General features: G+C 38.9%; 19 protein-coding genes. 1 reads left to right on the top strand and 18 read right to left on the bottom strand.

The annotated features are described in order from the left end of the window. Positions 1–103 precede the first annotated feature (103 nt). Genes lldD through lldP form a run of 3 tightly spaced genes read right to left on the bottom strand, consistent with a single transcriptional unit; the run spans position 104 to position 3,691 of the window. The gene (gene lldD / locus IEV36_RS15365; RefSeq protein ID WP_005255777.1) at positions 104–1,255 is read right to left on the bottom strand and encodes an FMN-dependent L-lactate dehydrogenase LldD; all 1,152 of its coding nucleotides are present in this window, start codon (positions 1,253–1,255) and stop codon (positions 104–106) included. Continuing rightward, entirely contained in the window at positions 1,252–2,004 is a 753-nt protein-coding gene (gene lldR / locus IEV36_RS15360; RefSeq protein WP_005255779.1) for a transcriptional regulator LldR, read from the bottom strand. Before lldR ends, lldD begins: the two co-directional genes overlap by 4 nt. A gap of 19 nt (positions 2,005–2,023) precedes the next feature. After that, entirely contained in the window at positions 2,024–3,691 is a 1,668-nt protein-coding gene (gene lldP / locus IEV36_RS15355) for an L-lactate permease (protein WP_171067964.1), read from the bottom strand. A gap of 384 nt (positions 3,692–4,075) precedes the next feature. Here lldP and IEV36_RS15350 point away from each other — a divergent pair, with 384 nt between their 5' ends. Next, complete coding sequence (locus IEV36_RS15350) at positions 4,076–5,446, top strand: phosphohexomutase domain-containing protein (protein ID WP_032863794.1); 1,371 nt, start codon at positions 4,076–4,078, stop codon at positions 5,444–5,446. 52 nt (positions 5,447–5,498) lie between these two features. Here IEV36_RS15350 and galE read toward each other — a convergent pair whose 3' ends face one another. From galE to IEV36_RS15275, 15 genes are all read right to left on the bottom strand, one after another. After that, positions 5,499–6,515, bottom strand: a complete 1,017-nt coding sequence (gene galE, locus IEV36_RS15345) for a UDP-glucose 4-epimerase GalE (protein ID WP_005255782.1) — start codon at positions 6,513–6,515, stop codon at positions 5,499–5,501. After that, positions 6,508–8,181, bottom strand: a complete 1,674-nt coding sequence (gene pgi, locus IEV36_RS15340) for a glucose-6-phosphate isomerase (protein ID WP_171067965.1) — start codon at positions 8,179–8,181, stop codon at positions 6,508–6,510. The genes galE and pgi overlap by 8 nt, the downstream gene beginning before the upstream one ends. A 2-nt stretch (positions 8,182–8,183) precedes the next feature. Beyond that, the gene (locus IEV36_RS15335; protein ID WP_005255786.1) at positions 8,184–9,443 is read right to left on the bottom strand and encodes a nucleotide sugar dehydrogenase; all 1,260 of its coding nucleotides are present in this window, start codon (positions 9,441–9,443) and stop codon (positions 8,184–8,186) included. Between the two features lie 20 nt (positions 9,444–9,463). Continuing rightward, positions 9,464–10,339 carry a UTP--glucose-1-phosphate uridylyltransferase GalU gene (gene galU, locus IEV36_RS15330; protein ID WP_005255788.1) on the bottom strand — a complete coding sequence of 292 codons (876 nt, stop codon included), beginning with the start codon at positions 10,337–10,339 and terminating at the stop codon, positions 9,464–9,466. A 12-nt stretch (positions 10,340–10,351) separates the two neighbouring features. Further along, a complete protein-coding gene (locus tag IEV36_RS15325) occupies positions 10,352–12,226 on the bottom strand; it encodes a nucleoside-diphosphate sugar epimerase/dehydratase (RefSeq protein WP_005255790.1) in 1,875 nt (624 codons plus the stop codon). Between the two features lie 145 nt (positions 12,227–12,371). Beyond that, the gene (locus tag IEV36_RS15320) at positions 12,372–13,544 is read right to left on the bottom strand and encodes a DegT/DnrJ/EryC1/StrS family aminotransferase (protein WP_005255792.1); all 1,173 of its coding nucleotides are present in this window, start codon (positions 13,542–13,544) and stop codon (positions 12,372–12,374) included. 25 nt (positions 13,545–13,569) lie between these two features. Then, positions 13,570–14,229, bottom strand: a complete 660-nt coding sequence (locus IEV36_RS15315) for an acetyltransferase (protein WP_005255794.1) — start codon at positions 14,227–14,229, stop codon at positions 13,570–13,572. After that, entirely contained in the window at positions 14,226–14,834 is a 609-nt protein-coding gene (locus IEV36_RS15310; RefSeq protein WP_005255796.1) for a sugar transferase, read from the bottom strand. The genes IEV36_RS15315 and IEV36_RS15310 overlap by 4 nt, the downstream gene beginning before the upstream one ends. A gap of 2 nt (positions 14,835–14,836) precedes the next feature. After that, entirely contained in the window at positions 14,837–15,976 is a 1,140-nt protein-coding gene (locus IEV36_RS15305; protein WP_005255798.1) for a glycosyltransferase family 4 protein, read from the bottom strand. Then, complete coding sequence (locus IEV36_RS15300) at positions 15,973–17,064, bottom strand: glycosyltransferase (protein ID WP_005255800.1); 1,092 nt, start codon at positions 17,062–17,064, stop codon at positions 15,973–15,975. The genes IEV36_RS15305 and IEV36_RS15300 overlap by 4 nt, the downstream gene beginning before the upstream one ends. Beyond that, positions 17,054–17,602 (bottom strand): acyltransferase, encoded by a 549-nt coding sequence (locus IEV36_RS15295; protein ID WP_005255802.1) that lies wholly within the window; start codon positions 17,600–17,602, stop codon positions 17,054–17,056. Before IEV36_RS15295 ends, IEV36_RS15300 begins: the two co-directional genes overlap by 11 nt. A 19-nt stretch (positions 17,603–17,621) precedes the next feature. After that, complete coding sequence (locus IEV36_RS15290) at positions 17,622–18,677, bottom strand: hypothetical protein (RefSeq protein ID WP_005255805.1); 1,056 nt, start codon at positions 18,675–18,677, stop codon at positions 17,622–17,624. Between the two features lie 15 nt (positions 18,678–18,692). Continuing rightward, a complete protein-coding gene (locus IEV36_RS15285; protein ID WP_005255806.1) occupies positions 18,693–19,292 on the bottom strand; it encodes an acyltransferase in 600 nt (199 codons plus the stop codon). Continuing rightward, positions 19,286–20,464 carry a lipopolysaccharide biosynthesis protein gene (locus tag IEV36_RS15280; RefSeq protein WP_005255808.1) on the bottom strand — a complete coding sequence of 393 codons (1,179 nt, stop codon included), beginning with the start codon at positions 20,462–20,464 and terminating at the stop codon, positions 19,286–19,288. Before IEV36_RS15280 ends, IEV36_RS15285 begins: the two co-directional genes overlap by 7 nt. Further along, positions 20,461–21,486, bottom strand: a complete 1,026-nt coding sequence (locus tag IEV36_RS15275) for an NAD-dependent epimerase/dehydratase family protein (RefSeq protein ID WP_005255811.1) — start codon at positions 21,484–21,486, stop codon at positions 20,461–20,463. Before IEV36_RS15275 ends, IEV36_RS15280 begins: the two co-directional genes overlap by 4 nt. Positions 21,487–21,506 lie beyond the last annotated feature (20 nt).

The following is a 21,506-nucleotide window of genomic DNA, read 5'->3' as shown; positions in this document are numbered from 1 at the left end:
GCATGTCACCAGACTTTGCGGCTGTGCCTAGTACTAAATGACTGACAATTCGACAAAAAGCGACAACCACTTTATCTCGCTTATGCTGCACCTGTTCTGTCGGTTAAACACCCAATTTACTTGCCTGCACCAAACAATCCGCATTAATCTCCTGAATCGACTTCGCACCCGTCAACGTCATTGCCACCCGCATTTCCTTATCAATCAGATCAAGTAAATTCGATACCCCTTGTCCACCTGCTGCCGCCAAGGCATACACAAAGGCACGTCCCAATAACACCGTATCCGCACCCAAGGCCAACATCCGCACCACATCCAGACCATTACGAATACCAGAGTCCGCCAGAATCGCCAGATCACCCTTCACTGCATCAGCAATCGCAGGCAAAGCCCGTGCAGAAGACATCACGCCATCGAGTTGACGACCACCATGATTGGAGACCACGATGCCATCTGCACCAAAGCGCACTGCATCTTTGGCATCTTCAGGATCAAGAATCCCCTTAATCACCATCGGGCCATCCCAAAACTCACGAATCCACTCCAAATCTTTCCAAGAAATTGACGGATCAAAGTTAGAACCTAACCAGCCGATATAATCCTCAAGTCCAGTCGGTTTGCCCAGATATTTCGAGATATTGCCCAAATCATGGGGACGGCCACACATGCCGACATTCCATGCCCAATGCGGATGCAACATCGATTGCATATAACGACGCATCGCTGCATTTGGACCACTCATACCTGAATGTGCATCTCGATAACGCGCCCCTGGTACAGGCATATCCACGGTAAACACCAGTGTCGAACACCCTGCCGCTTTGGCACGTTCCAAGGCATTACGCATAAAGCCACGGTCACGCAAGACATAGAGCTGGAACCACATTGGGCGATTAATGGCAGGTGCAACTTCCTCGATCGGACAAACCGAAACCGTCGACAAGGTAAATGGAATTCCTTTTTTATCCGCTGCCACTGCCGCCTGAACTTCGCCGCGACGCGCATACATACCTGTTAAACCTACAGGTGCCAGAGCCACCGGCATTGAAAGCGTTTCATTAAACAGCTTGGTCTCCAGACTAAGTGCTGACATATCGTTCAGTACCCGTTGACGCAAAGCGATGTCAGAAAGGTCCTGTACATTGCGTTTTAAGGTATATTCCGAATAGGCACCACCGTCGATGTAATGAAATAAAAATGGCGGTAAACGACGTTGTGCCGCAGCACGATAATCATTGCCAGAAGAAATAATCATTTTGAGTCAACTCTTGTTAAACGTGTTGCACGTTTCTGGCGAGCTTCATCTTCGTCCAGCGCACGTACATGATTAATCACAAATTCAATATGCCCACACACCGCTTGGCGTGCAGCTTCGGGATCTTTACGATCAATCGCATCCATCACCTGAAAATGCTGCTCACTGAGCAAATCACCATTAACAGGATCGTTATAAACTTTCTTGCGTCCCAGTAAGACGTTGTATTGCAACAAGTCAAACAAGCCGCGCATCATCTGGATCAATACAATATTGTGTGAGGCCTCAGCAATCGCCAAATGAAATTCTGCATCTGCAACCGCGGCCTGAGCCGAATCCCCTGCATTTTGATGGCGGCTAATCTCATCAAAATAATGATGGATTTTGGCGCGATCTTCAGACGTTGAACGCAATGCTGCATACCAAGCTGTTCCACCTTCCAGTAACAAACGGGCTTCTTGCACATCAAAACGGTACAGCGGATCTTCTTCAATCAGGTTACTAATCGGATTCACAATCAACTGTTGTGACCATTGTTCTGGCAATTGCTGAATATAGGTCCCATCACCACGGCGGCTACTGAGCACGCCCTGACTATTCAATTGCTGAATCGCTTCACGTAAGGACGGACGAGACACCCCCAAGCTGGTTGCAAGCTGACGCTCGGCTGGCAAACGATCACCTTTTTTCATCTGGCGCTGCTCAATGAGCGCCTGTAATTTCATGACCACTTGATCGGAGATTCTCATCACATTCCCTTTACTCGAGTTATGGAATCATCCACGGCACCAGATAAGCCTGAACCGTGACGATGATGCCAACAAAGACAGTAAATATGATGCTATGTTTTACCGTGAAACGGAACAAGTCTGACTCTTTTCCAACGAGACCTACTGCTGCACAGGCAATCGCAATCGATTGTGGTGAAATCATCTTGCCCGTTACGCCGCCACTGGTATTGGCAGCCACCAGCAATACTTCTGGAATCCCAATTTGCTGGGCTGTGGTCGCTTGTAAAGCCGAGAACAAGGCATTTGATGACGTATCTGAACCCGTCAGGAATACTCCCAGCCAACCCAAGAATGGCGAGAAGAAAGTAAAAGCATGACCTGTGTGTGATAATGCTAGAGCCAAAGTCGCAGAAAGACCTGAATAATTGGCAATAAAAGCAAAGGCCAACACCATCCCAATCGAATAAATTGGCGTTTTTAATTCATTCAATGTTTCGCCAAAGGTAGTGACCGCCTCACGCGTTTTCATTTTCAGGAAAATGATGGTAATGATGGCCGCAATAAAAATCGCTGTACCTGTGGCAGAGAACCAGTCAAATTTATAGATCGCTTCATAGGCTGTGGTTTCTGGCACGATCGGCGCCATTTTTTCTACCAGCTTATGCAGATACGGCACTTCAATTTTAAAAATCCAGTCCGCCAATGCACCATCTTTAGCAAACAAAGCTTTAAACGGTTGAATACTCCAGATGGTCACCATCACGGTTAAAATCATAAACGGAGACCATGCTTTGGCAATCTGCGCAATGCTATAGCGTTGTGGTGTATGCTCTGCGGAGCTTGTATTTTGTGGATCTACGCCCTCAAAACGGAAAATATGCTTCGGCTTCCAGACACGGAATAACAGGGTGAGACTGACCAATGAGGCAATCGCAGCCGTAATATCAGGCAGTTCTGGCCCCAGAAAATTCGAGGTTAGATACTGTGCAATGGCGAAAGCACTACCACCGACCAATACCGCAGGCCAAGTTTCTTTCACGCCACGCCAGCCATCCATGATCGCCATAATCCAGAACAGCACAATGATGGTTAAAAACGGCAACTGGCGCCCCACCATCTGGCTGATTTCCATGGTATCTACACCAGATACCTGCCCTGCCACAATAATCGGAATCCCCATCGCCCCAAAGGCCACAGGTGCTGTATTCACAATCAAACAAAGACCTGCGGCATAAAGTGGTTTAAAGCCTAGTCCGACTAATAATGCCGCGGTAATTGCAACTGGTGCACCAAAACCTGCCGCACCTTCAAGGAAGGTCCCAAAAGCGAAACCGACCAGTAGCATTTGTAAGCGCTGGTCTTCAGTAATCGATAAAATACTGGAGCGAATGACATCAAACTGCCCTGTTTTCACTGAAATTTTATACAGAAAAACGGCACCGATAATAATCCAGGAAATTGGCCATAAACCGTAAATAAAACCATAAACTACAGAAGCAAATGCCATTTCAACGGGCATTTGATAGAAGAATAAAGCAATCAGCATGGCAATAATCACAGTGCAGGTTCCCGCAACACTGCCTTTTAAGCGAAATACAGCCAAAGCTAAGAAGAAGAAAATAATCGGAATCAGCGCAACCGCACTGGATAGCCAGATATTATTTAAAGGGTCATAAATTTGTTGCCACACATTTAGCATTCTCATCTCCTTGAAATGCTGGGCGTCATTTTGTTTTCACTTCGATATTTAACGAATCTTTCCAATATTGGTATGACCAATATTCCATAAATAAGCAAATCCCACCCATTTGCAATCTTTATGCATCTTAATTATATGAATTATCAGGATCAACCCCACTGTAACGACAATAATTGGTATGACCAATAATAATTAAACTAAATCAACCCTTTTCTATCAATCTTCTTATTTCACATTCGACTAAAGTCTTATGAAAGGGTTGTCTTTACGGCAACTCTACGAAGTTAAACTCAACCGTAATCACTCGATAAAGAACTATAAATATGACTTCTTGGCGATATCTGTATAATGTGTTCACAACTCAAATCACATCACTATGAATTGAACAATATGACTCAACTGACTTGTTTTAAAGCCTATGATATTCGCGGCAAACTCGGCACAGAACTGAATGAAGAGATTGCTTATAACATTGGTCGTGCCTATGGACAGATCTATCAACCTAAAACTGTAGTGATTGGTTGTGATATCCGTTTAAGTAGCGAAGGCTTAAAACAGGCAACCATTCGTGGTTTGAATGATGCAGGCATCAATGTGCTTGATTTGGGTATGACAGGCACAGAAGAAGTCTATTTCGCAGCCTTCCACTTAGATGTGCAAGGCGGTATTGAAGTGACTGCCAGCCACAATCCAATGGATTACAACGGCATGAAACTGGTGCGTGAAAATGCTCGTCCTATCAGTGCGGAAACAGGCTTAAAAGAAATTCAGGCACTTGCTGAATCAGGGCAATTCACTGAAGTTGCGAATAAAGGCACCACGCAAAACTACAATATTTTGCCTGAGTTCATCGAGCATCTACTCACTTATATCGATCCGCAAAAAATTCGTCCGCTCAAGCTAGTGGTCAATGCGGGCAATGGTGCAGCAGGTCATGTGATTGATGCCATTGAACAAAAATTCCAGCAACTCAACATCCCTGTGGAATTTATTAAAATTCATCATGAAGCTGATGGCAACTTCCCAAATGGTATTCCTAACCCAATTTTAATTGAAAACCGCGACAGTACCCGTGATGCAGTACTGCAACATCAAGCTGATATGGGCATTGCCTGGGATGGTGATTTTGACCGTTGCTTCTTGTTTGATGAAAAAGGTCAGTTTATTGAGGGCTATTACATCGTCGGTTTATTGGCACAAGCCTTCCTGATCAAACAATCAGGTGAGAAAATCGTGCATGACCCACGTCTAGTCTGGAATACCTTTGATATCGTCGATCAATATCAAGGTATTGTAGTACAGTCAAAATCAGGACACGCCTTCATTAAAGACGTGATGCGTGAACACAATGCAGTGTACGGCGGTGAAATGAGCGCCCACCATTATTTCCGCGATTTTGCCTATTGTGACAGCGGTATGATTCCATGGTTACTCACCATTGCATTGCTTTCAGAAACAGGACAATCGCTTTCAACACTGGTTGAAAACATGATTGCCAAATTCCCGTGCAGTGGCGAGATCAACTTTAAAGTGGCTGACACACAAGCCACAGTACAAAAAATCTTTGATCATTATGCTGACCAGAATCCTCAGGTAGACCGTACCGATGGCGTTAGCCTCGATTTTGGTGCTTGGCGCCTGAATGTACGTGCATCAAATACTGAGCCATTATTGCGCTTAAATATCGAAAGCCGTGCAGACAAAAATCCGCAACCGATGCAGCATTATATCGACGAATTAACAGCTTTGATTCAAGGCTAATTTACTCCCAATAAAAAAGGAGCTTCATGCTCCTTTTTTATTATCATCCGATTCAGTTAAAACCGTTTGGATTTTGCTTTTGCCAGTTCCAGCTATCTGCCAGCATATCTTCCAAGGTATATTGGGGTTGCCAGCCCAGCTCAGCTTTAACTCGCGAAGCATCTGCATAAAATGCGGCCAAATCTCCGGTTCTCCGCTCCGCAAATTCTGTCGGAATCTTAATTCCATTCACTTTCTCAAAGGTTTCTTTAATTTGTAGAACTGAAATTGGAGCTCCGGTTCCAATATTCCAAGCTCGGCAACCTTTATTGTTGAGACGATTGGAAACGGCCAACACATGAGCTTTCGCCAAATCAACCACATGAATAAAATCCCGCTCACAAGTGCCGTCTTTGGTTGGATAGTTATTGCCAAAAATAGACAGTTTTTCACGACGTCCTACCGCTACTTGTGTGACATAGGGCATTAAATTATTGGGAATACCCTGAGGATCTTCTCCAATCTGCCCACTTTTATGTGCACCGACTGGATTAAAATAACGTAACAAGGCAATCGACCATCTTGAGTCAGCCAGCGCCATCTTTTCTAGCATCTGTTCAATAATCAGTTTGGTATAACCATAATTATTATTTGGCAAACTTAGAGACATATCTTCTTGATAAGGTGAAGGATTTAACTCACCATATACCGTTGCAGATGAGCTAAATGCTAAGCTAAAAACACCCGCTTTTTCCATCGATTTGAAGAGTTGTAGACTCCCCGCAATATTATGTTCAAAATAGGCTAAGGGGATTTGCTGACTTTCACCCACTGCTTTTAAGCCTGCAAAATGGATCACCGCATCAATCTGAAATTTGTGAAAGACCTGATCTAGATCCTGCTCATGGCGAATATCACCCTTTACAAAAATCAGGCTTTTATTTGCCAGTTTTTCGACACGGCGCAAAGCTTCTTCCGAACTATTGGACAAATTATCAAATGCGATAACTTCATGGCCTGCATCCAGCAATTCTAAACAGGTATGCGAACCAATATAGCCCGCACCACCTGTGACTAAAATCTTAGCCATCTGTCTTTCCTAACAATATTTTCAGCAAACCTTGCGTTGATGCATCAAATGAAGATAAATCTTCTTGCTCACGATTTAAAATCGGTAACAGCTGATTGGCAATTTCTTTACCTTTTTCAACGCCCCATTGATCGAAGGGGTTGATATTCCAAAGTACAGATTGCACAAACACCTTATGCTCATACATTGCAATCAACATCCCTAAACTATAAGGGTTGAGCTCTTTAAGTAAAATGGTTGAGCTCGGTTGATTACCTTCATATTGCTTATATGCAGGTAAAGCTTCAAGTTCGTCAGCGGCTAAAGCCTGATTTCCAAACGCCAGTAAACGCGATTGAGCCAGACAGTTGGACAAAGCCAAATGATGTTGCTCGACCAGTGCCTCTGCACTTTCTGCATAGGTAAACTGGTTTGCGTTATAACGTTTTACTGGGGCAATAAAATCACAGCTGACCGAGTGCGTGCCTTGATGTAATAGCTGATAGAAAGCATGCTGCGCATTCGGTCCCACTTCTCCCCAAACAATTGGGCAGGTGGCTGAATTGACCTTTTCCCCATTGCGTTGAATGGACTTACCATTCGACTCCATTTCAAGCTGCTGTAAATAAGCCGCGAAATACTTGAGTCGCCCGTCATAAGGCAATACCGCATGGGTTTGGATATCGAGAAAATTATTATTCCACGCCCCTAACAGCCCCATCAATACAGGAATGTTCTGTTCAAATGAAGCCGTCTGGAAATGGTGATCGATGGCATAAGCCCCTGCCAACAGTTGTTTAAACCCTTCGACACCAATCGTTAGCGCAATCGGTAAACCAATACATGACCACAGTGAATAGCGACCGCCGACCCAATCCCAAAGCAAAAGCTGCTTATCAGGTGCAATACCCCATTCCGTCATTTTTTCTGGTTTAGTCGAGACACCAACAAAGTGATTCTTCAGAATCTTTTCGTTGCTTCCTAACGCTTTTTCTAACCATTGTCGTACGGTCTGGGCGTTCGAAAGTGTATCAATGGTACCAAACGACTTGGAAGAAATAATAAATAAGGTCGTTTCAGGGCGAAGCTGATGTAACAATTCAGAGAGTTGGCTGCCATCCATGGTTGAAACAAAGTGAATATCTAAAGGCTTTGCCGTTTTGACTTTAAAGTCTGAAAGCGCATGGGTGACCATGAGGGGGCCCAGATCAGATCCACCGACTCCGATGTTCACCACATCCTGAATCACTTCACCCGTTGCACCGCGGCATTGGCCAGCATGAATTTTTTCAACCAGCGCATACATTTGCTCCAGCTGATCTTGAACGGCTTGATTGACCTCTGGCAGCTTTGGACTTGATTTAGGCAGACGTAAGGCCCAGTGCATCGCAGCCCGATGTTCGGTGTAGTTAATCTGCTCACATGAGAATAGTCGTTTAATCCACCCATTTAGATCCTGAGCATGAGCCAAATCCACCAATTGATTTAACACCTGCTGATCAATACGATGTTTACTAAAATCTAAAACGATCTGATCATATTCGACTGAAAAATGCTTGAAGCGAGTAGGATCCTCTGCAAATAAAGCATTTAGATGAAGCGCCTTAAACTGCTTTTGTAAAACAGCCAGCTCTTCCAAAACAGAGGACTGTGCTTTAACAGCGAAAGGATGAATCTGCTTAGTCATCATTAACGTCCCACTCCCATATAAGCAAAACCTTGGGCTTTTACATAGTGTGGGTCATAAATATTTCGACCGTCTAAAATCAAGGGATGTTCCATCAATTGTGTTAATTGTTTGAAATCCGGACTCCAGTATTGTTTCCAAGCTGTTAAAACGCATAAGCCATGCACATCTTTAACAGCATCATATTGATTATGATGCAAAATCAAATCACTACGCTGCCCATACATCATTTCAATTTCATCTAAGGCCTGTGGATCATGCAGATGAACGGTTACACCTTGAGCCCATAAAGCGGCAAGCATTTGATGAATTGGAGATTGTTGAATACTTGAGGTATTTTCTTTAAAAGATGCACCCCAGATCGCAATCGATTTGGCTTGCAAATCCCCGTGGTAATAATTCCAGAACTTGCGAAACAGAATTTCTTTCTGTTGCTCATTGATATCCCAAACCTGAGCAAGTAACTGGCTTTTCACTCCAGTATTCGCAACCGTGTTGGCAAGGGTTAAAATATCATGAGAAAAGTTTTCACCACCGAAACCAGCACCGGGTGCCAGATAAGCTGATCCAATCCGGTTATCAGCAGCCATACCCTGACGCACAGAGGCAATGTCAATACCCAACTTTTCCGCCACGACAGCCAAATCGTTGATATAACTAATGCGTGTTGCCAACATGCCCGAAATACTCAGCTTGGTAAACTCGGCATCCAGAATTGGCATAAATAGATATTGTTGCTCTAAGGGAAAGAAAGGTCTTAATAACTCTTTGACCTTCACCTGTACTTCGGTTCGTGTACAGCCCACAATCAATTGTTTTGCCTGAGTTAAGCTCTGTAAGGCGTTTCCTTCCTGCATGGTATCAGGCAAATAAGCCCAATCATCATCACAAAGGATCTGTTGAAATTTCTCAGTACCACGCAAACCAAAAGTGGATGCATTAATCATCAATTTAGGATGAATAATTGGACGTTGTTTCAAAGAGTGTAACAGTTGAAAGACTTGTTGCTCTTGCGTTTGGTTAAAACTAAATAGATAAGCATCAATATCTAAAGGTATGCCCGCTAAATCACTATAATGCAGAAAACCGCTGCTCAGCTGTTTCTGCAATAAATGACTGACGTTTTCATCATGGAAGGCATATTGTTGATCATCTACTTCTCTATTAAGCTGTGAACACCAATATACCAAGTGACCAGATTCAGACAATAATGCAGACATAACACCTGCATATAAAGTATTACCAAAGATCGCGACTTTCATAAAATACTTGCCCTCAATGATTAGAGGGCCAATTCCTTGATTAAGCCCTTAAATTCTGCGCCCAGTTTCGGATGCTCAACACCATAATGTAACACAGCTTTCAGATAACCAAGTTTGCTACCGCAATCGAAGGTCTGCCCTTTCATACGATATGCTTCAACGACCTGTGCTTGCTGTAAAGTCGCAATCGCATCCGTCAGCTGAATTTCATTTCCAGCGCCACGCGGTGTATTTTCCAAAAGACCCATAATTTGTGCGGGTAAAATATAACGTCCAACCACAGATAAATTTGAAGGTGCTGTTCCCACGGCAGGTTTTTCAACAATGCCTTGCATAACGATACTTTCACCTTCATTCGGTGATACAGCAACGTCTACAATCCCATATTGATCAACTAAGTGGTCAGGCACTGCTTCAACCATAATTTGCGCAGCTTGAGATGCTTCAAAGCGCTGAATCATCAAAGACAGATCATTTTCAGAGGTTGCATTTTTTACTAACACATCAGGCAAAAGCACCGCAAAGGCTTCATCACCTACAATATCTTTTGCACAGAGTACCGCATGACCAAGCCCCAGCGGCTGGGGCTGACGTACACTCACGACACTGACATGCTTTGGCAAAATATCTGTGATTTCTTTAAGAAGATCAAATTTCTTCTTCTGCTCTAACGTCGTTTCCAGCTCAAAATTACGATCAAAATAGTTTTCAATCGATGCTTTTGAAGAGTGAGTCACCAAAATGATTTGCTCAATACCTGCTTCAACCGCTTCTCTCACCACATATTCAATTGCAGGGCGATCAACAACAGTCACCATTTCCTTTGGAATAGATTTACTTGCAGGTAAGAAACGTGTACCTAAACCAGCCACAGGTAAAATTGCTTTTTTGATCATTGCTTTCTCAGATTAGTTAACTCGAACTTCGTCACTACGTTTATAGCCATCAACATAATGCTCAAGCTGTGTTAAAGCCCAGTCAACATCATGATCGATTGCTGTCATTTGATTGATTTTACCAAATACACACTGAATTTCTTCTAATGGAAAATGTTTTTCAAACGAACGTAAGATACGGGTATGTTCAGTATATTCGGTATTGTCCTGATCAATCAGCAATTCTTCATACAGTTTTTCACCTGGACGCAAACCGCTATAGGCAATTTCAATATCACCATCTAGTGAACCAGTTTCTCTCACTTTCAAACCACTGAGTTTGATCATTTGACGAGCAAGATCCTGAATTCTGACGGGCTCACCCATATCGAGCAAGAATACATCGCCCCCAGTGCCCAATGCCCCCGCCTGAATGACGAGCTGAGATGCTTCAGGAATGGTCATGAAGTAACGGGTCACCTCAGGATGAGTTACCGTAATCGGACCACCTTTTGCAATCTGTTGCTTAAAGAGTGGAACAACTGAACCAGAAGATCCCAAGACATTACCAAAACGAACAATACTGATTTGCGTATCAGGTTTAGTTTCAGCGACCGCCTGACAATAGAGCTCAGCCATACGTTTTGATGCACCCATCACATTGGTTGGTCGCACCGCCTTATCTGTTGAGATCAAAACAAAGGTTTCAACGCCTTTTTTCACGGCTGCATTCAAACTATTCGCAGTACCAATCGCATTGTTTTTTAAGCCTGCAATTGGATTACATTCAACCAGAGGGACATGCTTATAAGCTGCGGCATGATAAACCGTCTGAATATGATATTGTTCAATAATACGTTCAAGTTTTTGCTGATCTTGTACCGTTCCCAAAATCGGAACAATTTCACAAGTCGCTGTTTGTCTTAACTCTTTATCAATATCGTATAACGCAAATTCTGTTAGCTCATAAATGACTAACATTTTAGGCTTATTCTTAATAATTTGACGGCACAGTTCAGAACCAATTGAACCGCCCGCACCTGTCACCATGACCACTTTATTCTGGATATTTTTGGCAATCAGATGTGAAATCGGTGGAACTGGATCACGGCCCAATAAATCAATAATATCAACTTCCTGAATATCAGAAACTTGAATTTCGCCATCCACTAAACGGGTTAGACCAGGTAATTCCGTAATTTTTAAACGTGCGATTTCAAATTGCTGGATAATTTCAGCTTTACGCACCCGTCCAACAGAAGGAAGTGCCAGTAGAATTTCATCAATACGGTCTTTTTTAAAGCGCTGTAATGCCTTCTCAACCGAATAAACTTTTAAACCACCAACAGTTTGACCCTGTAAAGAAGTATAGTCATCAATAAAGAATACTGGTAAATGGTCATCTGAACGATGTAATGCCGCTGCGATTTGCTGCCCTGCGTCACCCGCTCCATAAATTGCGATTCGTTTACGACCAATCTCAGAATAAAAAGAAGCTTTAATAATAAAACGAATCACTGCACGACTGAGCCATACCCAGGCAAACATCATAAATCCATACATGAATGGAATCGACATTGGGATATAGGCTGGCGTAATCACATTCAGGATGTACAAGGTTGCCATGGTCAATGCCACGGAAATCGCCAATTTAACAATAAAGACTTCGTTAAATGTGCGTACAATAAAATGATAAACGCCTGTAAGTGCCAGACTCAAAACCGTAATAAAACTGACCAGCATGATTCCATGAGGAATACCAGGAATAACATCTGCACCCAAGTCAAATAAACGGATCACATAGCACAACCATAAAATTATAGGGAAAGCTAGAGCATCCAAAAGAACAAGGAAAATTTGCTTAAAAAGCCTTGGTGCTGAGGCGAATTGATGAATAATCTTTTTCACAATGATCTTCTAATCATTCCATTTTACAGTTTGATCTTTATACGCATTTCTGACAGAACTAGAAATGACTTTTACATATTGATTACACAATCATAAGGGGAAGCATTTGAAAGATTATTACACTCTTCCCCTTACTTTTTTAACCTTATTGAATTGCGCGTATTACCTTGTCAATTGCACTAATTGTTTTATCAATGCTTTCTGTGCTCAGTGTTGGATGCACCAAGAACATGAGACTTGTCTCACCGAGTTGCTGTGCATTTTGCAAACGCTGTTCTGGACGCCATGGCGTTCCATCAAATGCATGCTCCAGATAGACTTCTGAACAGGAACCGCTAAAGCAAGGCACATCTTGTGCATTGATCTCTTGCATAATTCGATCACGCGACCAGCCCTCAGGTAATGCAGCTAAATTGACCTGTACATAACATTTATAGTGCGCATGTACATAATCATTTGAAGGCAAGTGAACAGTAAAGTAAGGAGAACCCTCAAAAGCCTTTAAGATTTTCTCTGCATTTTCAGTACGTTTTTGTGTCCACCCAGTCATACGTGTTAACTGAATACGACCAATTACCGCCTGCATTTCCATCATACGCCAGTTTGTACCAAAGGAATCATGCAACCATCGGAAACCTGGCGGATGTTGCTTGTTATAAACACTATCATAGCTTTTACCATGATCTTTATAAGACCACATTTTCTTCCACAGCACTTCATCATTGGTGGTGACCATACCGCCTTCCCCACCCGTGCTCATAATCTTATCCTGACAGAAAGACCAAGCCGCAATATGTCCAATTGAACCTGCAGGTTTGTCTTTGTATTTTGCACCATGCGCTTGTGCACAGTCCTCAATGACAGACAAACCCTTTTCTTGAGCAAGCTGCATAATTGGGTCCATATCACACATCCAGCCCGCCAGATGCACACAAATAATGGCTTTGGTATTTGGTGTAAGAACGGCTTCAATCGTACGACGCGAAATATTCTGGGAATCTAACTCAACATCAGCAAACACAGGATTGGCACCCGCTGTAACAATCGAACTAGCTGATGCAAGGAAGGTACGTGAGGTCACGATAACATCATCACCAGCACCAATACCTAAAGCTTTTAAAGCCACATCTAAAGCAACAGTGCCATTGGTTAGCGCCACTGCATATTGAGTACCAGCGAAATTCGCGAATTCTTTTTCAAACTCACGGCATTCTTGCCCTGTCCAATAATTTACTTTATTTGAAAGTAATATATTTTTAACTGCGTCTGCTTCTTCTTGGGTAAAACTTGGCCATGGTTCAAATGCAGTATTTAACATTATGATTTCCTATTAAAAATATATCTTACTTTCTTTCTAAAATTCTTGCAGGGTTACCGACTACAGTGACTCCTGCAGGCACGCTTTTAGTCACAACTGCGCCCATACCAACGATAGCACCTTTACCAATCACTAATGGCTTATCTGGTGTTCCCTGCTTGATCACAACACCCGTCCCAATATAAGCATGGTCTTCGATATGGATATTACCGTTACATTTGACGCCAGGGGCGAAGGTAACATAGTCACCAATCACACAGTCATGCTCAACATAACTATATAAATTAGCATGAAAGCATTTGCCGATTTTTATGTTTGATGTAATTGAAACAAAAGGGCTTAATGCCGCGCCTTCACCAATCTCAATATTATCCATCATGACCGTATTATCAGCTTGAACTGTCCATAACTGGATATCATCACTGGCGAGTTGATTTGCTATTTTCTCACGAATCTGGCTATTCGCGATCGCGATTAAAACGTATTTATCTATCGCATCTAATTTTTTAAATGTTTGATAATTTAAAGCTTTATGTCCATTTATGATTTTTTCTTCTTGTAAACTATCATCAATGAAGTAAATCTCAGCTGTAATGTTCAAACGTCGCAATTGCTGTCGAGCTACAGGCATCAGACTGCGACCACAACCTGATGCCCCATAGATTGCATAGATAGATTGGCTCATTCCTTCTCTTCCGATGGGGTGCCAGTAAATTTTGTCATTGTCGCTTCGCCAGCTTCATTAATATCATCTTTGGCAATGACTTTTTTCACTGTCTGTAGCATGATTTTAAAATCTAGCCAAAGCGATCGATTTTCAACGTACCAAGTATCAAGCTTAAACTTTTGTTCCCAACTAATCGCATTACGCCCATTGACCTGAGCATGTCCTGTCATACCTGGACGTACGTCATGACGTTTTGCCTGCTCTTTATTATACAATGGCAGGTATTCCATCAATAATGGACGTGGGCCTACAATACTCATATCACCTTTGATCACATTCCAGAGTTCAGGCATTTCATCCAGACTACTTGAACGTAACATCTTGCCAAAAGGCGTTAGACGCTCGCTATCTGGTAATGGATTGCCTCGCTCATCGATTGCATCTTTCATGGTGCGAAACTTGATCATTTCAAATGGCTTACCATGTAAACCTGGACGAACTTGCCGAAATAAAACTGGCGAACCTAAGTTCTTTTTTACTTTATAAGCAACATAGAAATATAAAGGTGAAAGCAGAATTAGGGCAGTTGATGCAATAATGATATCTAAAATACGTTTAATCATTTTCATAATCCCATTTCACTTAGCATATGTTTATTCACTGCATCAACATCATATTTATTTAAAGCAATTTCACGCGATCTTTTTCCCATTTTTTCAATTAAGCTTGGATCAATAATAAATTGTTGTATTGCTTTTATTAAACTTTCACTTGATTTTACTTCAATTAAGAATCCATTCTCACCATGAATTACAGTTTCTTTACATCCAGGTGCATTCGTTGTAATAACAGCTCTGCCCATCGCCATTGCTTCTAAGACTGTCCGAGGGGTTCCTTCACGATAAGAAGGTAAAACATATATTGAGCTAGCCGCGATTGCAGGACGAACATCTGAAAGTTTACCCCAATAATTTAGCCTGCCATCGGCGATCCATACATCCAACTCTTCTTGAGCAATTGCTGCTGGATTTTCATCAATCCATCCTACCAAATGAAACTCAACTTCTGGATACATTTGCTTAATGTGTTTAGCAGCCTCGGCATACTCTCTTATACCTTTATCAGCTAATAAACGAGCAATAAGTAAGAAGGATTGCTTAATTTCGCCAGAATCACTTTTAGGGGGTGCCACTAAACTAAAATCCTGAACATTCACTCCAGAACCATTTACAACTACAGTTGGTTTATTAGAATCAATTAAGTTTAATTCTATAAATAGTTGTTGATCATCTGGATTTTGAAAGAAAACTTTATGAGTATGGAAAAGCGCATATTGATACAATCCATGTACGAGTTTTTGAAAGAAACTACGGTTACTGCCCTGTTCTACATTTTGAAAAGCGTAGCCCAATCCTGTAATTAGCGCAAAACGATGAGGGACTTTTGCTAATTTAGCAGCCAACGTCCCGTAAATGACAGGTTTGATAGTATAAGACAATACATAATCTGGTTTTATTTTTCTTATACATTTATATATAGCCAATAAGGTTTTAATATCTGAAAGCGGATTAGTTCCTGTACGCTGCATTGGAATTTCATCTACACTATAACCCAAATTTCTTAATTGATTCACTTCATTAGGAAATAAGTCTAAATCGGGACTTAAGATATAAACTTGAATATCTTTTCCCGCAATTGCCTCAAGAAGCTTGCCTCGGAAATTTAGAACAGAGGGTAGATAACTAGCAATAATTAAAAACTTCATGACTTTGTAAGCTCTAAAACCTGATTCCAAAAATAAGAAACTGAGCGTTCCTGTTCAATGTATTTTTTATAATCTACCGAGTAATTTAATTGACTTTCTAACACTTCCTCTAAGGCTTTTCCAATCTCCACAATAGAACAATCAGCTGTTACTATTACATTTGGTAATTGATAAACTCCATCAGTACAGGGTGTAGAAATAGCACAATTAATACCAGAAGCCATCATTTCAATAAGTACATTTGGAAAACCTTCAATTTCAGAAGAAATGACACCTATTTTTGCATTTGCAAACCACTGAATTGGGTTATTAATTTTCCCAGTAAATATAACTTTTTTTGATACCCCTAAGTCTTCAGCCATTGTTCTTAGCCTTTCACCTTCTGGCCCATCACCAATAAGTACTAACTTATAACAATCATACTTTGAAGTTAACTGTGCAAATGCTTGGAGTAAAAAGTCAAATTTTTTTAAAGGGATAAAACGACCACAACCTACAATAATATTTTCTTTAATAACAGTTGAGATTGATGAATTTATATAATCAATATTTACTGGGTTTGATATAACTTCCATTTTTTTTGCTGGTATATATCCCAGAGAATTCTCTAAAGAATCTTTCATTTTCTTAGTTTGGCAAATAATTAAATCTTGTTGCCCATATAAATATTTATATATAAATTTAAAAATAAAACGCTTTACACCAAAAAATCTATCAAAAATAAAAGTTGACTCTCTAGAGACTAAAACCGAACCTCTAAAAAAACAGATTTTCTTTAAAAAGCTTAACAATCCGTTAATGTGCGTATGAGAAGAAAATATATAATTAAACTTATAGGCAAAACTCAATCGTACTAATCTCACAACCAAAGGAATAATTGCTTTTTTTTCTGAGGAATAGTTATAAATGATTAAATTCAAGTTAGGGAAGCTTTCTAATTTCTCCCATCCGCTTTGCTTACCACGAGACATGATTACGACAGTAACATCCTGTTTCTCCAATAGAAGGTGGTAAATGATATTAAACATAACACGTTCTGCTCCTCCTAAAATTGCTGTTGGAAAAACAAAAAGGTGATTATTTACCATCTCGAGATCTACCTATTTCAATTGCCTTATATACGCGATCTTTATAATCACTAATATGCTGAATTTCTTTATTATTCACACAAGAAGTTTCAATTTTATGGTGAAATTTATCATATGTCGAAATAATACGAGCAGGATTTCCTACAGCTATACTATTCATAGGAATATTTTTAGTGACTACACTACCTGCACCAATTACAACATTATCACCAATTGTTACGCCAGGCATAATAATTGTGTTGAGACCTATAAATACATTTGAACCTATACTTATTGGAGCATATTTTTGATATCTGTTATTATTTTCATCTCTAACTAGCCAAGTACTTCCATCATGTGTTACTAAACGTACACCAGAGGTAATAGTTACTCTATCACCAATAGAAATGAGAAATGGTTCTGAACCCCACTCTTTTATATAAATCCTACAATCATTACCTATCTTAACTCCTTTTTTTCTTGCATAGGCAATACTTCCTTTCATAAGAAAATAGTAAATATCATAAACATAACTAAAAATACGAAGTATTTTTTTCATCCATTAATCCTCTTTTAAATCATAATAACTTTTTAACAGGAAAAATCTGTTTAATAAAATATAAAAAAATAGGAATATAAATAAAAGGTAAAAGTATTGCCGACTGTCTGAACCCTATCCCAGCTTCAATACTATATGTAGCCACATAAAATAAACTCATACATAAAATTGGAAATTTCAAAACCAGTTGAATATTTTTCTTTTGAAAAAGAAAAACCATATACACAAACAATAACAATATACATATCCAGAAGGATAGCATAAACCATAAACGCAGATATGGTGGTAATGAAGGATCAACTGAAATTGGTAAAGGAGATAGTAGAAAAACTAAAAACTCATTTATAAAACCTAACAAATTAAATTCATAAATTCTATTCACATGTCTAGATAAGAAGTTAATAGATATTTTATCTACCACAAAAAGTATTAAAGATGTCAAAGTTATATACTTCAATATAGACTTAAAACCTTTCCCTCTGAATTGATCAACAATAATATAAACCAAAATACAAAGCATCATATTCAATCTATATAAAGAAATAATTAAAAGAAAAAGAACTAAAAGCTTATAATTATTCGATTTATAATGATAAAGACAGACAGCTAGAAGAGAAAAGATTGCTATATCACGCATTAAAGAGAAAGTTAAAAAATAAAATACCGGATAGAATAATAGCAAAAAAGTTCCTAGCAACTCTTCATTACTAGAAACAAAATCATACTCTAAACGAAGAAACTTACCAAAATAGTAGCTACCTACCATATAAACTGATAATTGATATATATTCCATGCAACCATAGAATCACTAAAATAATATCTAAAAAAAGATAAAATAAAGTAATGCAAAAAATGAATACTTTGAGAATAATTATAAAAATTCTCTAATGTAAAAATAATCCCATATGTTCTAGTGTCCTGAATTATTGAATCACTCGCTAACAAATAACGTAGCTCATCATAATTAGTTACTAAAAAATCACCAACCTTACCGTTTTCAAAATAGATAGCAGAAAAGGTATTTAAAAATAGAAAAACTATAAAATATATTATTAACTTCTTATCTATAATCATAGTTTTTACCTAATCTTAAATGTCTTTAACTTTCCGAGCAGGGATACCAACATATACTCCATTCTCAGCAATAGTTTTATTTACTAGACTACATGCACCAACAACTATACGATCTTTAATAAAAACACCATCTAAAATAGTTACTCTAGCGCCTAACCAAACATCCTTTCCAATTGATATTCCAGCTCTACTTGTACCTTGATCCTTAATTAATACATTTTTATCTTCAAAAATATGATTACTTGATATCATAATAGTTTGCGTGCCTATTCTTGTATTGTCACCAATCAATAATCCACCTGCACCATTTAAAAATGATTTAGAGTTAACACTAACATGATCACCAATCTTAATATTTCCACCATAACATTTTATGTAAGTATTCTCTCCTATAAAAACATTATCACCTATTTCCAATTTTGCATCTTTTTCAACAATAATGGTGGCTCCATTTTCTATTGTTAAGTTTTTCCCAAATACTACCTTTCCATTTATATCAAATTTGACATTTTTCCCAATTTTTTTTAACTTTTTTCCAAAAGCAATACTATAAAAGTATGTTCTAAATGAAGTGAAAAATATCGTAAATAATTTCATAATCTTCATAATTAACATTTTTTCATCTTCCCTACAGCAAAATAAATAGAAAAATTATAAAAAATCAAACTCAATGGAATCGCATACAACATAATATTCTTATCGTCCAATAAAGTATAAATAAGAATAAAAAACAATGCCTTAATAACCAACTCAACAATTTGCAGTTTTAATAATATATCACTTCTTCTTTTTGCAATTAAAAAGCCTGAGATTGGTGGGTTACAAAAGACTGCCCAGTACCCCAGCGTAAGTATCTTAAAATATGTAGAAATACCATTCCATTCACTACCAAAAATCAAAGTATAAAGAGATTCGGGTAAAATAAAAAATATTAGAAAGAAAGGAAGAGAGACTACACTTAAAAACAAACTACTTTTTAAAGCTTCCTTATAATTACCTTCTGTATTGAATTTACGAATAAAAAACTGCCTTACAGTCTGTGACATTAAATTAATGGGCAGTCTAAGTGTTCTCTCCACAATTGAATAGAAACCTGCAACTTGGTAACTTAAAAAATGAGAAACCACATAATAAGGTAAATTATGAGAGAAGCTGTTTAACAGTGCATGCGGTGTATTTGAAAAAATAAAATCTTTATAATTCTTAAAAGTAGAAAAATTAAAACTATACAGCCTATACTTACATATATATATTGACAATAAAAAAATTATAACTAAAGAACTAATTAAATAGCTTGACAATAAGTTCGCCTCATAAAAAAACGGGAAAGCGATTTGTATAGAAACAACTATCAAGCTACGAAGGATATTTAATACCGCACAAAACTTTTCTTCTTCAATAGAAAAATTATAATTATAAACACATTGGATTATAATGTTTGCAAAAACTCCAAAATTAATTGCCAATATCATTAACGGACTAAATATAAATATCATCACCACTGACGAAAGCAGACAAAACAAAAATGTTAATATTATACTTTCAGAAATCAAACTTTTCTTTTCGTTTTCTTGTGCAATTAATATTGCCTGATCTAAACGTAAATTAGCAATTGTTGACATCACACTTACAATAGCTAATGCAACACCATATTGCCCGAAATCCTTAACACTATATAAACGAGTCAAGATTGGAAGTGCGATAAAAGTTATTATCGCACCAACCAATAAACTTGATGTTATAACACCAATCGATTTGTATTTGGTTATCAACAATCGAAGATTCATGAAATATTCTTTACATACCACTTCATTGCTAAATCAACACCTTGAGAAATCACATATTGAGCTTTATAACCTAACAAAGTCTCAATTTTTTCAACAGATGCTTGTGAGTGCCTTACATCGCCTTTACGAAATTCTCTATAAATAGGATTTTTAGCATACGTAATTTCATTTTCACCCAATGCGTTTTTAATTGCATTAAACAAATCATTTAAAGTAGTTCGATCACCTACAGCAACATTATACACCTGATTTTTTGCTTCATCATTTGTCGTTGTTGCTGCGAGGATATTAGCTTGAACTGTATTTTCAATAAAACAAAAATCTCGGCTTGTCTCCCCATCACCATTGATAAAAACTTCTTCATCTTGGATCATTGCAGCTGTCCATTTTGGAATTACAGCAGCGTATGCACCATTCGGATCTTGGCGTTTTCCAAATACGTTGAAATAGCGTAATCCAATACATTTAAAATCATATGTACGAGCAAATACATCAGCATATAACTCGTTAACATACTTGGTTACTGCATATGGAGATAATGGATTACCAATATTTTCTTCAACTTTAGGTAATGCTGGATGATCACCATAAGTAGAACTACTAGCAGCATATGTAAAGCTTTTAACCTGCGCATCTCGCGCTGCTACCAGCATATTTAAAAAGCCAGTAATATTTGCTGCATTTGTTGTAATCGGATCAGCAATGGAACGAGGTACAGAGCCTAATGCTGCTTGATGCAATACATAATCTACTTCAAAACATGCCTTTTGACAGTCTTCCAAATTACGTATATCACCTTGAATGAAGCTAAAATTCAACCATTGTTCAGACGTGACTAGGCTTTGTACCTCATCTAAATTGTATTGATGCCCTGTTGCAAAATTATCCAGACCTATCACTTTTTGATTCAATTTCAACAAAGTTTCTAACAAGTTAGAGCCGATGAAACCAGCCACCCCTGTGATTAACCATGTTTTAGGTGATTGTTTTAATTGTTCGCATACTATTTGATATTGGCTCATCTCTTAAAATTCCTTTATTA

The organism is Acinetobacter vivianii (assembly GCF_014635885.1).
GTDB classification, from domain to species: domain Bacteria; phylum Pseudomonadota; class Gammaproteobacteria; order Pseudomonadales; family Moraxellaceae; genus Acinetobacter; species Acinetobacter vivianii.
This window is presented reverse-complemented; position numbering and strand designations above follow the sequence as displayed.